General features: G+C 37.2%; 12 protein-coding genes. 4 read left to right on the plus strand and 8 right to left on the minus strand.

What is annotated here, in order from left to right:
• Positions 1-2: 2 nt before the first annotated feature.
• The 4 genes from OC457_RS19095 to gcvH form a co-directional block, all read right to left on the minus strand.
• Positions 3-1,136 carry a sugar ABC transporter substrate-binding protein gene (locus OC457_RS19095; RefSeq protein ID WP_080173806.1) on the minus strand — a complete coding sequence of 378 codons (1,134 nt, stop codon included), beginning with the start codon at positions 1,134-1,136 and terminating at the stop codon, positions 3-5.
• 475 nt (positions 1,137-1,611) lie between these two features.
• Positions 1,612-2,727 (minus strand): HD-GYP domain-containing protein, encoded by a 1,116-nt coding sequence (locus OC457_RS19100; protein ID WP_080173805.1) that lies wholly within the window; start codon positions 2,725-2,727, stop codon positions 1,612-1,614.
• Positions 2,728-2,969: 242 nt separating this feature from the next.
• Entirely contained in the window at positions 2,970-5,849 is a 2,880-nt protein-coding gene (gene gcvP / locus OC457_RS19105; protein ID WP_080173803.1) for an aminomethyl-transferring glycine dehydrogenase, read from the minus strand.
• A 22-nt stretch (positions 5,850-5,871) separates the two neighbouring features.
• A complete protein-coding gene (gene gcvH, locus OC457_RS19110) occupies positions 5,872-6,252 on the minus strand; it encodes a glycine cleavage system protein GcvH (RefSeq protein WP_080173801.1) in 381 nt (126 codons plus the stop codon).
• 248 nt (positions 6,253-6,500) lie between these two features.
• On the opposite strand from gcvH, the gene gcvT reads away from it, so the two are divergent.
• Positions 6,501-7,622 carry a glycine cleavage system aminomethyltransferase GcvT gene (gcvT, locus tag OC457_RS19115; protein WP_080173799.1) on the plus strand — a complete coding sequence of 374 codons (1,122 nt, stop codon included), beginning with the start codon at positions 6,501-6,503 and terminating at the stop codon, positions 7,620-7,622.
• A gap of 84 nt (positions 7,623-7,706) precedes the next feature.
• Here the strand turns inward: gcvT and OC457_RS19120 are convergent, their stop codons facing one another.
• The 3 genes from OC457_RS19120 to tyrS form a co-directional block, all read right to left on the minus strand.
• The gene (locus tag OC457_RS19120) at positions 7,707-7,883 is read right to left on the minus strand and encodes a hypothetical protein (protein WP_162841680.1); all 177 of its coding nucleotides are present in this window, start codon (positions 7,881-7,883) and stop codon (positions 7,707-7,709) included.
• Positions 7,884-8,195: 312 nt separating this feature from the next.
• Complete coding sequence (locus OC457_RS19125; RefSeq protein ID WP_080173798.1) at positions 8,196-9,308, minus strand: M20/M25/M40 family metallo-hydrolase; 1,113 nt, start codon at positions 9,306-9,308, stop codon at positions 8,196-8,198.
• 305 nt (positions 9,309-9,613) lie between these two features.
• Entirely contained in the window at positions 9,614-10,888 is a 1,275-nt protein-coding gene (gene tyrS, locus OC457_RS19130) for a tyrosine--tRNA ligase (protein WP_080173796.1), read from the minus strand.
• A 1,300-nt stretch (positions 10,889-12,188) separates the two neighbouring features.
• On the opposite strand from tyrS, the gene OC457_RS19135 reads away from it, so the two are divergent.
• Positions 12,189-12,905 carry a GntR family transcriptional regulator gene (locus OC457_RS19135; protein ID WP_080173794.1) on the plus strand — a complete coding sequence of 239 codons (717 nt, stop codon included), beginning with the start codon at positions 12,189-12,191 and terminating at the stop codon, positions 12,903-12,905.
• A gap of 161 nt (positions 12,906-13,066) precedes the next feature.
• The gene (locus OC457_RS19140) at positions 13,067-14,245 is read left to right on the plus strand and encodes an amino acid aminotransferase (protein ID WP_080173792.1); all 1,179 of its coding nucleotides are present in this window, start codon (positions 13,067-13,069) and stop codon (positions 14,243-14,245) included.
• 129 nt (positions 14,246-14,374) lie between these two features.
• On the opposite strand, the gene OC457_RS19145 is transcribed toward OC457_RS19140, so the two are convergent.
• Positions 14,375-14,755: a PH domain-containing protein gene (locus tag OC457_RS19145; protein ID WP_080173790.1), complete on the minus strand. Its 381-nt coding sequence runs from the start codon at positions 14,753-14,755 to the stop codon at positions 14,375-14,377.
• Positions 14,756-14,930: 175 nt separating this feature from the next.
• On the opposite strand from OC457_RS19145, the gene OC457_RS19150 reads away from it, so the two are divergent.
• A complete protein-coding gene (locus OC457_RS19150) occupies positions 14,931-15,851 on the plus strand; it encodes a LysR family transcriptional regulator (protein WP_080174001.1) in 921 nt (306 codons plus the stop codon).
• Positions 15,852-15,930 lie beyond the last annotated feature (79 nt).

Below are 15,930 nucleotides of genomic sequence, written 5' to 3' on the forward strand. Positions count from 1 at the left end.
AATTACATGTCTTCGATATCAATTTCGATAGTATCAACGGTTGCATTGAGTACTGCTTTTACATTTTGACCTTGTGCGATTTGAGCAAGACCTGTTTTCATTGGTCCCCATACCTTCATGAACTCAGGAATACTTGGCATAGGCTGGCCGATATTTGTCGCATCAAAGATAGCTTTGTGTAGAGAGCCTTCTTTGTAATTAACAGATAGGTTAGGTGATACTTCGCGAGTGTCGGTGTACCATTTGTTTGCATTCTCAGGTGTTGCTAAGAACTTGATGAAAGCACGAGCACCTTCTTTGTTATCACTGTAACCGTTAACGGTCATTCCTTTTGTACCGGTTAAGGCTTTATATGGATGGCTGCCATCCCAACTTGGAATCGGTGCTGCACCAACATTAATACCGGCTTTTTCGATATCAGCAATTGCCCATGGGCCGTTGATAATGGCTTTTACTTTTCCTTCCATGAAGTATTTCATCATGATGTCATAAGCAACGGTATCATCTTGCATGAGTGTCCAGTGACTTACGCCGCTGTTATATAAACTTTGAGCCGCTAAACCTGCTTTGATTGAATCTGGTGTATTTAAACCAATGTCTTGTGGATTATTGTCTTTGAAAATATAGCCGCCATTAGACATAAATAGACCGCCAGTGAAGTAGAAATCAGTAAATTTTGCAGCCCATTCTGACGGTGGAATTTCTTTCAGTGTTTTGGGTGCCTCTTTTATCATGTCTTTGTTATACAGAAACAAAGTTGTATCTGTAGACATTGGAAGCATGTAGGTTTGACCGTTATAGGTTGATGCGTTGGTTGCAGCATCTGTATAACCATTAACGGTAAAGTTGGTTGGAGCAATTAAATGTTGATCCGCTAGTTCACCAATACGGTCATTTGGGATCATGAAAATATCAGCAATGTTGCCTTTTTGAGTTGGTAGCGCTGCCAGTAAATCAAACATGCTTGTTGCTGCTACTTCAACCTTAAAGTCTTTGCCTTTATTGAACTGCTTTGCAAGTTCGGTGAAGTAAGGAACATAGCTTTTTTCAACGCCAATAACGATGTTTTCTGCAGCTATTGCTGTGTTACTAAGTAATAGGGCTGCTGAAACGGCAAGTGATAATTTCTTAATCATTTTATTGCTCCTAAATAGGGGGAGAGGTTTAAACTAATAAAATTATGTTGTTATATAATCTTATTAGTATCAATAGCTTATGTTTGTTATTAAGCAGTCTCTCTCGAGTGTTTCCTGCGATACAGATTTGCCCATTTATAAGGCGAATGTTATTGAGATAATCATAGGTCTTTGGTTGTATATGGTGAAATACTATTTATCTTAGGTAGCCATAGATGAAATGCATATCACATAGATAAATGTTATCTGTCGCAATGATATTCAACGTATTGATGGTCTTTGGTAAGTTAAAAATGTGAGAGCAGTAACAGTCTGTAGGAGGGGGCAAAAGAGATTGGAAATAATCATTGAGTTTTGTGATAGCTGCAGGGATAAAATTACAGCTCAAGCTGTGATTGATAGTGAACCCTATGTTTAGTTCGACTATTTGTTAATCATCAGCTTGAGGTAAGGTAAATAGCATTTTTAAAAAATATTAGATGGAGGGGGTTTCTTTAATAATGTCAGGGTAGCGTTTTTGGATCTGTGTGATTTTATCAAGTGAATGTAAAATTGCATCAATACAAAGGGGATCAAATAGCGTTCCTGAGCCATTAATCAAATACAATTCGACATCTTCAATTGACCATGGTTTTTTATATGGTCGATGACTTAATAATGCATCAATAACATCGGCAACGGTTACAATACGTGCTTCTAGTGGAATATCTGATCCTTTCAACTTGTCAGGGTAACCTTTACCATCATAACGCTCATGGTGATGACGAATAATATTAAGAATAATATTAAGTTCTTGATTATTTTCATATTTAAATGTGGTTAATATATTAGATAATAATTGGCAACCTAAATCTGTGTGTTGATTCATTATTGCTCTTTCTTTATCTGTATATATTTCAGTTGAATATAAGATCTCTTCTGGAATTAAAGATTTTCCAATATCATGCATGTCTGAAAAGTGATAAACAGACTCAACAAAATCACCGCGACATTGACCTTTTTTGGCTAAAAAAAGGCCGATTAAGCGACTATATTCAGCCACTCTTTTTAAATGATTTTGAGTTTCTGGATCTTTATGGTGACTTAATAATAAAACAGTTTTAACAATAGAGTGGAATGCTTTTTTATTGTTAAAATTATCAGTGATAAGTAACGTGAGTAGAATTGAAAAGGTAGTGAAATAATCCATTTTTTCACTAAAGAAATCCTTCACTTTAGCATTGATGAATAAGACCCCAATAAAAGTATCATTAGTATAAATTGGACATGCCATACTTGAAATACAATTGCTTTGTAATAATCGCAAATGGATCTCTTTCACCGATGATTGATGAGACAGCATGTTATCAATAATACTTGGCTCTAATGATAAACGTATATTATTTAATCGCGGTGATAGGCTAATTGATGAAATAAAGGTCGGAAAATTATTGCCATAATCAGGACTGCGATAAACAGAATATAAATTATCGTAGTCATCTATTCGTGTAACTGCAATCCCAATAATTTCTGGATAGAGCTTTTGAGTAGAAGCAACAAACAGATTTAATCGTTCATTTAGTGAATGTGTGGAGTTTAAAAATGAATACATCAATAAGTCCTTTTATGATCATATGCATATTGCTTTATATTTGATCAAAGAGAATGACTTGTATAGTGATTTGTTTGCTTTTGGCATTAATATTTATGAGTAATATTTACGTTGTTTGATATGTGTTGTCAGGGGGGTTTTTGATGTTTTTATCAAAATATCAGTTTAAATATAACCAAAGCGAATCAAAAGATAGATTCGCCTTTATTATTATAATGTGATGACGGTATTGAGTCGTTGCATTACTTATTCATATATGCATCAATACTTACACATGAGCAAATTAAATTACGGTCCCCAAAAACATTATCAACTCGATTAACACTTGGCCAATACTTGGTATTTTGAGTATGTATTGATGGGAAACAAGCAATATCACGGCTATAACAATGTCCCCATTCACTAACTCGAAGATCTGCTTGAGTATGGGGAGCATTCACTAATGGATTATCATCTAAAGGCCATTCACCTGTCTGTACTTGATGAATCTCTTTGCGAATAGCGATCATCGCCTCACAGAAACGATCTAATTCAGTAATGTCTTCAGACTCTGTAGGCTCAATCATTAATGTGCCAGCTACAGGGAATGACATTGTTGGTGCATGGAAGCCATAGTCCATTAATCGTTTAGCGATGTCTTCTTCTGAAATACCAGAGGCAGCTTTAATTGAACGAATATCAATAATGCATTCGTGGGCGACGCGACCTTGTGTTCCTCGATATAAAATAGGGTAATGTGGTCGTAAACGTTCCATGACATAGTTAGCATTTAAAATTGCTAGCTCAGTAGCTTGTTTTAGTCCAGCTTCACCCATCATCGAAATATAAGCGTATGAAATCGGTAAAATTGAGGCAGAACCCAATGCTGCTGCTGATACCGCATATTGATTATTCTGTGATTGTTGATTATCAATATGTCCGGGTAAAAATGGACTTAGATGTGATTTAACTCCGATAGGACCAACTCCTGGGCCACCACCACCATGAGGAATACAGAAGGTTTTATGAAGATTGAGATGGGAGACATCTGAACCGATAAACCCCGGGCTTGTTAATCCCACTTGTGCATTCATGTTAGCCCCATCAAGATAGACTTGACCGCCCGCTGCATGGACACGTTCACAAACTTGTTGAACACCTTCTTCATAGACACCATGGGTTGAAGGGTAAGTGATCATAATGCAGGATAAATTATCACGGTGTTGATCTATTTTTTCTTGCAAATCATTGAGATCAATATTGCCTTTCTCATCACAGCCTACCACCACCACTTGCATTGACACCATCGCTGCAGAGGCTGGGTTGGTGCCATGTGCTGAGCTTGGAATTAAGCATACATTACGGTGATTATCACCATTTGCTTGGTGGTAACGTTGAATGGCAATTAGACCCGCGTATTCACCTTGTGCGCCTGAGTTAGGTTGCAGTGAGATGGCATCGTAACCTGTAATAGTGCATAACATCGCTGAGAGCTTTTGAGCTAACTCTTGATAACCCAACGTTTGACAATCAGGTGCAAAAGGGTGTAATTGACCAAATTCAGGCCATGTCACAGGGATCATTTCAGTAGCTGCATTGAGTTTCATGGTGCAACTACCAAGAGGGATCATGCCATGAGTCAGTGAATAATCTTTATTTTCAAGTTGTTTCATATAACGCATCATGTTGGTTTCGCTATGGTAGCGATGAAAAACAGGGTGCGTTAGGTAATCACTTTGACGTTGGCAACGGAGAGGAATTGCGGCAAATTCAGCTGTCGCAATTAGCGTGCTGTAATGATCAATTGATAAAACCTTGCCAGTTAATAAGGTCAATAACACTTCAATGTCATCGGTTGATGTGGTTTCATCAATACTAATGCCAAGTTTATGATTATATTTACGAAGGTTAATGCCTGCATCTAATGCTTGTTGATAGAGGCTATCAGTATGCTCAGCTGTCAGTAATGTGAGGGTATCAAAGAAGGTGTTATTTTCAATAATGAAGCCATTATCACGTAAACCTGCGGCTAATATTGCCGTGAGGTGATGCACTCGACGAGCAATTTTTTTAAGGCCTTCAGCACCATGATATAACGCATAAAAAGCCGCCATATTAGCCAGTAATGCTTGAGCTGTACAAATATTAGAGGTCGCTTTTTCTCGACGAATATGTTGTTCACGAGTTTGCATTGCCATGCGTAGAGCGCGGTTACCTTTGGTATCTTTTGATACGCCAATGACTCGCCCTGGCATAGTGCGCTTGTATTGATCTTTAGTTGCCATAAAACCAGCATGTGGTCCACCAAACCCCATTGGAACACCAAACCGTTGTGCGCTACCAATCACTACATCTGCCCCCATTTCACTTGGTGGTGTTAGTAAAGTGAGGGCTAATAGGTCACTGGCAACGATGACTAAGGCTTTGTTATTGTGTGCACTGGTAATAATATCCGTTAAATCATCAATCTGACCGTTAGTTGCTGGGTATTGTAATAATGCACCAAAGACGTGGTGATCGTTGAGTTGTTGAGGTTCACCAACAATAACCTCGACATCAATAAAGTGAGCACGAGTTTTAACGACATCAATGGTTTGTGGGTGAACATTGGCTGCGATAAAGAACTGTGAACTTTTGTTTTTACCTGCACGTAGACATAGCGTCATCGCTTCTGCGGCTGCAGTTGCTTCATCAAGTAATGACGCATTAGCCAGATCCATACCTGTCATATCGATAATCACTTGCTGAAAATTAAGCAATGATTCTAAACGACCTTGTGATATTTCAGGTTGATAAGGAGTGTAGGCGGTATACCACCCCGGATTTTCCAAGATATTACGTAAAATAACATTTGGAGTATGAGTATTATAATATCCTTGCCCAATATAACTTTTATTGATGATATTTTTTGCTGCTATTTTTTTGAGTGAGGCGAGCATATTCGCTTCACTTTGTGCTGGTGGTAACGACATGGGTTGCGGTAATGCAATAGAAGCCGGAATTGTTTGTTGGATGAGCTGTTCAATACTCAATGCGCCAATTTTTGCTAGCATATTTTGTTGTTGCGATACGCTAGGACCATTATGGCGCTGAGCAAAACGAGTATCATCACTGAGAGTATTGAGCAGTGTGGTCGAAGTCATCTTTCTTTCCTTGGCGGTGGCATTATTCTTCAACGATGGAAGCAAGGTAAGTATCACTGTCGATTAACTCGTTGAGCTGCGATAGATCATCTAATTTAATGGTTGCAATCCAACCGCTATTGTAAGGATCTTCATTAATTAGCTCAGGGTTATCATCTAATGAGCTATTGGTTTCTAGAATTTGTCCAGTAACGGGAGCATAAATATCAGAGGCGGCTTTAACCGATTCTACCAATGAAAAGGTCTTTCCTGCATCAGTGACATCACCAATATCAGGAAGATCAACAAAAACGACATCACCTAATAATTTCTGCGCATGATCTGAAATGCCCATTGTAATCGTGCCGTCACCGTTATCACGAATCCACTCATGGCTGGCTGTAAATTTTAGTGTCATTTCCATATCTATACTCCTTAGTTGCAGATTGTTGAGACATTATGTTAATTAATATTGTTATTATTTATTTTTAAAGGGTAAATGTTATTTCATTGATTTAAATTCTACGTAAGCGTTTGCTTGTTGTCATGGCTATTTAACAATATTGCGGATCTGATCAAGATATAAGTCTTTGGCTTTTCCGTTCCTATAGTGCTTTTGGTAGGGTAAAACAATCATTGGATAACCTTTGTTGCTACTGGGAGTAGATCATCATGTCTCAACATTTATTACAAACTCCGTTGTATTCTATGCATGTCAATATGGGCGCTAAAATGGTGCCATTTGCTGGTTATGAAATGCCAGTACAGTACACATTAGGCGTTAAAAAAGAGCATCTTCATTGTCGCAATGCAGTGGGATTATTTGATGTTTCTCATATGGGACAATTACGGTTACGTGGTAAAAATGCAGCTAAAATGCTAGAAACATTAGTACCTGTTGATATTGTTGATTTGCCTGAAGGAAAACAGCGTTATGCTTTTTTTACCAATGATAGTGGTGGTATTGAAGATGATCTAATGGTGACAAATTTCGGGGATCATCTATTTGTGGTGGTTAATGCCGCGTGTAAAACGAAAGATATTGCTCACTTACAGGCTCATTTATTAGCAGATGTGGAACTTGAAGTGATACATGATCGAGCGTTGTTAGCATTGCAAGGACCTAAAGCGGTTGATGTACTGGCTCAAATAAATCCTCATGTACGTGATATGGTATTTATGGACGCTGTTCGTCTCGAGCTATTAGGACAAGAGTGTTATGTTAGCCGCTCTGGGTATACTGGTGAAGATGGTTTTGAAATTTCAGTACCGAATTCACATGCTGTTACGTTAGCCACCATATTACTTGACGATCACGATGTTGAATGGATTGGACTTGGCGCTCGTGACTCACTGCGTTTAGAGTGTGGCTTGTGTTTATATGGCCATGATCTTGATAAGACCACTACACCTGTTGAGGCGAGTTTATTATGGGGAGTAAGTAAAAATCGTCGAACCGATGGTGATCGTGCGGGGGGGTTTATTGGTGCCGATATTATTTTAGCTCAGATAGAAACTAAAGAAATAAGTCGTAAGCGGGTGGGGTTAGTTGGGCAAACTAAAGCGCCAGTGCGAGAAGGGAGTTTATTATTTGATGGTAATAATAACCAAGTGGGGGTTGTAACGAGTGGAACATTTGGACCATCAATAGCAATGCCTGTAGCGATGGGCTATGTTGCACTAATGCATAGTGAGCTTAATACGGTTTTATTTGCAGAGGTACGGGGTAAACGATTACCGATGATAGTGACACAAATGCCTTTTATTGCTCAACATTATTATCGCGGTAAATAATCAATTTTTATTAAGGCGTATATACTTTTAACAAGCAAGAGAAGTAGTTACGCCTCAATATCGAACCAGCAGTTTATAATAATCTTACTCATAGTTATAATTCCTATTAATATTTTTATAAACAGATTGAAAGAGTAATTGAAACCCTTCTTTTGTGAGTTCATTTGCTTCTATTTTAGCGGCTGTTAATCGCTGATAACACTCAGATAATATTTGAATAAATAGATCTTTTTCTGTAGGTGTAAGCTTTTGAATATCCATCGTTAAATCTTCTATTTAGAGTATTGCAATCTATATCTAAAGTAATTCTTATAGTAAATATAGAGTTTATCTATAGTATTTACTATTCAACAAGTATAATAACAAACTGGCTTTAGAAGTATATGCTATTTAAATCTATTCTGATAGAGACTTATTTTTGCAGCACGATAGTATTAATTGTTAAGTACATAACGTTATTATTTAGCTTAATAAGTATAATTTAAAATACAATGCCTCACCTGTTATTATAATTGATAAAAACAAGTAAGACATTGTTGTTATTTTGTTTGTTATTGTTTTTTTGTATAAGTATTAGTTATTGCTGCATAAATAAGTGTACATAAATTCAGTTATTTTTGTCATATCATCAACAGTAATAAATTCTTCCGTCGTATGAACTTTACTCATTCCCGTTGATACATTGACTGTTTTTAAACCTTTACCATTAAATACATTGGCATCACTGCCACCACCCGTTGATTTGGTGAATGGCGTTAAACCGTTAGATTTAAATGCCGCCATAATACTTTGTACGTGTGGATCAGTATCTTCAATATGATAAGCATTATAAGCACGATGAGATTCGATATTGATCTGAGCACCGTGTTTCGTTGCTGCTTGCTCAAAGGTTTCAATCATATGTGCAGTTTGACGTTCAAGCTTAGTATCATTTAAAGAGCGCGCTTCTGCAGCAAGATATAGTGAAGGCATTACAATATTAGTAACTTGTCCACCTTGAACAACGCCAATGTTAGCCGTAGTTTCTTCGTCAATACGTGATAAACGCATCGAAGTAATAGCGTCAGCAGCAACAGTTAACGCATTAATGCCTTCTTCTGGTGCTAAACCCGCATGGGCAGGTTTACCTGTAATAGTGATTTTTAAGCTTTGCTGACCAGGTGCTGTTGTTACAATTGCCCCAATTGCACCGCCTGAATCTAATACAATCGCCTTGTTTGCTGTAATGTAGCTCATATCAAACAGTTTAGAGCCTTGTAAGCCACCTTCTTCATGAACCGTGAAAGCCAATTCAATTGTTTTATGATCACGGTTGTCAGCTTGAATACAACGTACTGCTTCCATTATTGCTGCAATACCTGATTTATCATCACCACCTAAAATAGTATCACCTTTAGAGCGAATCACACCATTTTCAATAATAGGTTCAATATCATTACCTGGGTTAACGGTGTCCATATGGCAACTAAGTGCAATAGTATCATTGATGTTGCCGTCTAAACGCGCATAGATATTAAAGCCATTAGAGATAGCTTCTGGTACGGGAAGGCGATGAACACTAAAACCTAACTCGCCTAATTGTTCAACAAGCGTTTCAGCAATGGCTTTCTCATTGCGTGATTCGCTGTTGATTTTTATCAGTTCAATAAAGTGGTTAATAAGGCGTTGCTGATTAATTGTAGACATAATTTTAGCTTTAAGTTGTCATTGGATACCATGACTGTAAACGTAAACAGTTGACTAAGACTTGGGGCTAAATCAAATTAAATGGGGATTTATTAATAAAAATATCAAATTGTGTTAGCGGTATCGTGTTTATGGGAAAGGATTTAGGTGCGATGGAGAGCGTAAAAGAGGTGAGTGGATGCGGAATGATAAAATTAGATTGCCATTGATAATAAAAAACCACCGCTGTTATTAGTAGCGATGGTTTTATTTCTAGCTATATAAGTGGTTACCTATATAAATAGCCAGCGATTATGCGTTAAGGATTAACCCCAAACGATAAGGCTGTAGTTTTTCTTACCACGACGGATAAGTGTGTAACGACCAAACAGTTTGTCAGCATCTTGGAATGCGTAGTAAGCATCACTTACTTTCTCGCCATTAACCATAATAGCGTTTGATGTAATGTGTGTTTTAGCTTGGCTACGAGATGTTGCAAGTTCAGCGTTAACAAGTACTTGCTGAAGATCGTCTTCACCAGATGCTTGTGCTGTTGGCATTCCATCTTGCGCTAGTTGAGCAAAATCAGATTCAGATAGGTGCTCAAGGTCATTTTCAAATAAACAGCGTGTAATGTTTTGTGCTGCTTCTAATTGTGCTTGACCGTGTACTAGTGCTGTTGCTTTTTCTGCAAGAATACGTTGTGCTTGAGGTGCTTTACCGCTGTTACGATCATCTTCTTCGATCTGTTGAATTTCTTCTTCAGAAAGGAAAGTAAAGAAACGTAAGAAACGGTATACGTCAGCATCTGCTGTATTCATCCAGAATTGGTAGAACTTGTATGGGCTAGTTTTGCTTGGGTCTAACCAAACAGCGCCGCCTTCAGTTTTACCAAACTTAGTACCATCAGACTTCGTGATTAGCGGTACAGTCATACCGAATACTTGCTGTTGGTTCATACGACGAGTTAGGTCGATACCTGCTGTGATGTTACCCCATTGGTCAGAACCACCAATTTGAAGTTCCATACCCATGTCTTTATTCATGCTTGCAAAGTCGTAAGACTGTAACAGGCTGTAAGCGAACTCAGTAAAAGAGATACCTACTTCGTCACGGTTAATACGTTGCTTAACAGATTCTTTGCTGATCATTTGGTTTACAGAGAAGTGCTTACCAATGTCACGTAAGAATGTTAATACATCCATATTACCAAACCAGTCATGGTTGTTTACCATGCGAGCAGGGTTAGTTGCGTTGTCAAAATCTAAGAAAGGCGAAACTTGACGTTGGATTTTCGTAACCCAATCAGCAACAATATCTAAAGTGTTAAGTGAACGCTCAGTCGCTTTAAAGCTTGGATCACCAATCATACCGGTAGCACCGCCAACCAAAGCTACTGGATTATGGCCCGCTTCTTGAAAGCGCTTAAGGCAAAGTAGAGGTACCAGATGACCTAGGTGTAAACTATCTGCCGTTGGATCAAAGCCGCAATATAATGTAATCGGACCTTTTGCTAAACGCTCGCTTAAAGCTTCTTCATCCGTAATTTGAGCGATCAGACCGCGATCTTTAAGCTCTTGAATTAAATTCAAATGATTCATGTATTCTCCAATAATCATTTTATTTACGTTTAATTTATAGGTACGGCATTATTCAATGTCAGTATCTGGTTTATTAATAATTTGTAGACTAATAAATTCTACCACAAATAATGCCATATTATTTGTTGCCATATTATATTCAATTTAATGTTGTTTACCACGGAAGTTTTCTAAGGGTAACGACAAGAAATTAATGGCTAGGATTGTTAAGAAAATTGCTGCGGTATTTTTACCATGTTTAAAGGGGCTTGCCAATGAATCAAATAATCCTAATTAAACGTATAGATAGGCAAGGGATCGTGATGTGGATAAGAAACCATCAATTAGATAATTAATGTTATTTTTTTTGAGGGGCTAGTCATTTTTTTGACTCATAATGTCAACACTTTTACAGTGTGATGCAACATATTAAAAATAATTGTTGTAACGGAGTCGTTGTAAAAATCACCAGTTAATAATATAAGGAAAAATCAATGTGAGCGATTAAATTGCGAATAACAATGCTATTACATAGTCATGTTAGTTTGTCTTAATGCATCTAAATGTATTATCTTTGATGGGTTAATATAATAGTAACATATGCTAATCAAAGCTTAAAAAAATGGCTCGTTAATCATCTATTATCAATAATTGTAACGTTGTCGTCATGATAATATTCGTTCAGTATCTTGTTTGTCATATAGAAAGTGTCAATATTAACGTATTAAGTGGGTGATAATAATCATCATCATACTTGCGATGAACGCAGCAATCGCGGTGATAAATAGTGTAACAGCAGGGAAAAAAATGTAGAGGGAAATATAATGACTATTAGTATCACTAATAATATTTAGAAAATAAGGATATATTGTAGAAAAACATAGACAGGTTACCCACGCAAAAAATAATATCCATGCGGAATATGACTTAATCATAGTCAGTGGCTTATTATGACAACATTCATATTGTTTAATTATATAATGCAGTCCAAACAGAGGGACTAATGCCCATAAGATGATAGCTAAACTAAATATACCTTGCTGGCTATGCCAATTAAATAGGATGAGATTAATAATAAATATACTAACAATAGAATAAACACGATAAGTCATAAATAAATGATAAGTTAGACATCAATGTCGAGTATTATATTTTTTATGTGGTAGAAATAACGCTATATCACTCATAAAAAAGCATAAAAGTAACAATTTCTAAAGATTGTGGTCATAAGTATAAGATTAAGAGTGTTTATATCTATGTGAGGTATATTAATATACTTTTATAGTATTAACTTGTGTTTTCGTTATGGGGTAAAGATTAAGTGATTGATATTGATAAAGATAACTTTGCAACCATAAGTGATCGAGTAATGTATCAAATTCGGCATGACATTTTATGTGGTGAATTTGAAGCTGGACAGAAACTTATTCTGAGTGAATTAAAAGAACGCTACCAAGTAGGTGGTACACCTTTGCGAGAAGCGATGGTGCAACTATCGTGGCAAAAATACGTAACAATGAAGCCACAAAAAGGTTTTTGGGTTGCGAAAGTATCGCTTGATGAATTACGAGGAATTTTAAAAACTCGATTAGCATTAGGTCATGTGGCTTTGCAAGATGCTATTAAAAAAGGGGATGAGGCTTGGGAATTACAGATTCTAACTGCTTTTCATAAACTAAATCGCTTAGATCCAGAATCAGCATTATTTGATTATGATGAATGGGAATTACGCCATAAAGAGTTTCATTTATCTTTAATTTCGTGTGAAGGTTCTGAATTTATTAGGAATATGATTTCACATATTTACGATCAACAAGAACGTTATCGTCATTTTTTATTAAATGCTCGTTTGTCGCCTGAGAAACAGTACCATGATAATGGAGAACATGAAGCTCTGATGAAAGCAGTATTAGCACGTGATACTGAATTATCATGTCAGTTATTAGAAGAACACAGTGAACGTTTATATCGTCTACTTGAAGCAGCACCATCATTACAAGCATTGCTACATTTACCCAATAATAAGACCATTTGGTAATCATAGCTGCTATTGATTGTTCATTGATTAAGTTATAGGGATTAGCTTAATCAATTTTTATCTACTCGCAATAATTAAAGTGTGTGATGGCATTTTTCTAATGACGCCATGAAGTTGAAATGCTAATTTAAATTCATGCCTCTATAAACGGAATTTGCTTAATGTTTTCACAACTTTCTCCTGCACAACCTGATCCCATATTGTCATTATCGTTAATTTATAATGCTGATCAGCGCGATCATAAAATGGATCTAGGTATTGGTGTTTATCGTAATAATCACGGCCAGACTCCCATTATGGCCGCTATTTCTCAAGCTGAACAACGTTTACTTCAAACCCAAACCACAAAATCTTATGTGGGTCTTGCGGGGAGTGAAGTTTTTAATCAATGCATGATTGATCTGCTATTAGCCGATACTTCCGCGCATAGCCGCACTGCGGGGGTTCAAACTCCTGGTGGTAGTGGTGCATTACGCATGCTGGCTGATCTAATGCATGTTGCAAATGCCAATACAACTGTATGGTTAACTGATTTAAGTTACGTTAACCATCGACCTGTGATGGAAGCCGCTGGATTAAAAGTTAAATATTATCCTTACTTTGATCGTGATACTAAACAAGTAAATACTGATGCGATGTTATCAGCGTTAGCGCAAGCAGGAGCCAATGATGTGGTATTACTGCATGGGTGTTGTCATAACCCCACCGGAGCTGACATCAGTTTTGAAGCTTGGCAAGCGATCACCGCATTAGCAAATAAGAATGGTTTTCTGCCGTTTGTTGATATGGCGTATCTTGGGTTTGGTGATGGTCTTGAGAAAGACAGTGCTGGTTTGAAATTCATGGCTGATAACATTGAAGAAATGATGATCGCCACTTCATGTTCTAAAAACTTTGGATTATATCGCGAGCGTACCGGCGCTGCCTTATTGGTGGGTGATACATTGCCAAATGCGCAAAAAGCTAAAGGTCGAATTTTGACGTTAGCACGAGCCAGCTATACCATGCCACCAGATCACGGTGCAGCGTTAGTGGCAGATATATTAACATCAAGTATGTTAACTGCGGTGTGGAAACAAGAACTGATCATGATGCAACAACGCATTATTGGTTTACGCCAAAATCTAGTTCAAACATTAATCGCTAAAGGTTGTGATCAGTTTAACTTTATTGCTGATCATAAAGGTATGTTTTCAATGACAGGTTTATCGCCTGAGAAAATTATGCGATTACGTGATGAATTTGCTATTTATGCGGTGGGTGATGGCCGTATTAATGTAGCAGGGCTACAAGAACAACAGATAGATGCTCTAGCGACCGCGTTAATCACAGTTGCTTAATAATGCTAGCGTGAATATATAAGAGAGCAAATATATAAGTCATAATAGAAGGGCGCATAATATTGCTGTTGATAGATATAACTTATGTTTGTATCAACAAGCGCCCTTAGTTTTTATTACCAATAACGGCTATTTTCCTGCTATTTTAGCGGCTAAGAGACCTTGTAAGGTATAAACATTGGTTGAACCGTTAAACTCAAGAGTCATTGGATCATGTTGACCTGAAATCCATAGTTTTAACTCAGCGTCGAGATCAAAGTGACCGGTTGTCTCAACGGTATACATGGTAATAGATTTATAAGGTATTGAGCGGTATTCCACTTTTCTTCCCGTCATGCCTTGTTTATCAATCAAAATTAGACGACGATCTGTTAAAACAATCATATCGCGAATAAGTTTATACGCTAATTCGATGCGCTCATCTTGACCAAGAATCGTTGATAATTCTTCAGTTGCATCAGCAAGATCCATCTCGCCAGCATTACCTAAGATAGCATTAAAAAATCCCATGAATGATTCCTTTTAAAAAACAAAATAAGCACTAATGTAAGTCATTAGAGTGTAATCGAATTGTGTTTTTTATACTAGCAACGATTTGAACTTCCAGTTTGCATTACACATCAAGGTTTTTATTAATAACAATGTTTATTATGACGCACCGTTATTAATATGTGTGTTAATGCTTATGAAGTTATCTTATTTGCACGCTTTTCGTGCTGTGGTTGAATGTCAAACGGTTACTGCTGCGGCAGAATTATTGAATCTTAGTCAACCTGCGGTAAGCCGCTTATTATCCAGTTTGGAAGAACAATTAAAATTTAAGTTATTTATTCGTCAGCGTAGTCGGTTGATATTAAGTGATGAAGGCCAAGCCTTTTATTTAGAGGTTGCCAAAGTTTTTGATGCTGTTAATGGGTTAGACAGTGCCGCTGAAGCGATTCGAACCCATCATTTAGGCTCATTAACCATTGCGGCTATGCCTGTGCTATCTCATGCTTTTTTACCGCGGATATTAGCCAATTTTTTACAACATAATTGCCAAACTAAAATTGGTTTAAAGACCTTTCGTTCTGAAGATGTAGTGCGTCAAATTCAAGCACAAACAACGGATATTGGCTTTGCGTTTACGACTGAAGATGTTGCTGGGGTTAATAGCCAAACGGTGACATGTGAGTGTGTTGCATTAATTCCTGCGGCATCACCATTAGCACAAAAAGCAACAATATCTGTGACCGATCTTGGTAATGAATGTGTTATCAGGCATGAAAAAGACATGATTCAGCGTTGTATTGATAATTTATTACGCCGTCACGATATTAAAATTAATAAGCAAATTGAAGTTTCATTGGCTAGTACTGCTGCCGCTTTAGTCGCAGAAGGGGTTGGGATCGCTATTACTGATCCGTTTACCGCGTATTTAGCTAATGAAACTCGTGATGTGGTGATGCGACCGTTAGCCTTTAATTTAGCGTTTGAATTTACTATCTTGTATCCAGGGTTAAGACCAATTCACCGTCATGCTGAACGGTTTATTGAACAGTTTATGCTAACGGCCGATAGTATGGATATTTATCTAAAAATAGGTCCTATGCATAGCTTGGCATAAAGCGATCGAGGAGTAGATCACATTGTATTGTTGATTATGGTTACTCTCTTTATTGTTTTAACTGTTTGTATTTAATATA

Source organism: Photobacterium toruni (genome assembly GCF_024529955.1).
Taxonomy (GTDB): domain Bacteria; phylum Pseudomonadota; class Gammaproteobacteria; order Enterobacterales; family Vibrionaceae; genus Photobacterium; species Photobacterium toruni.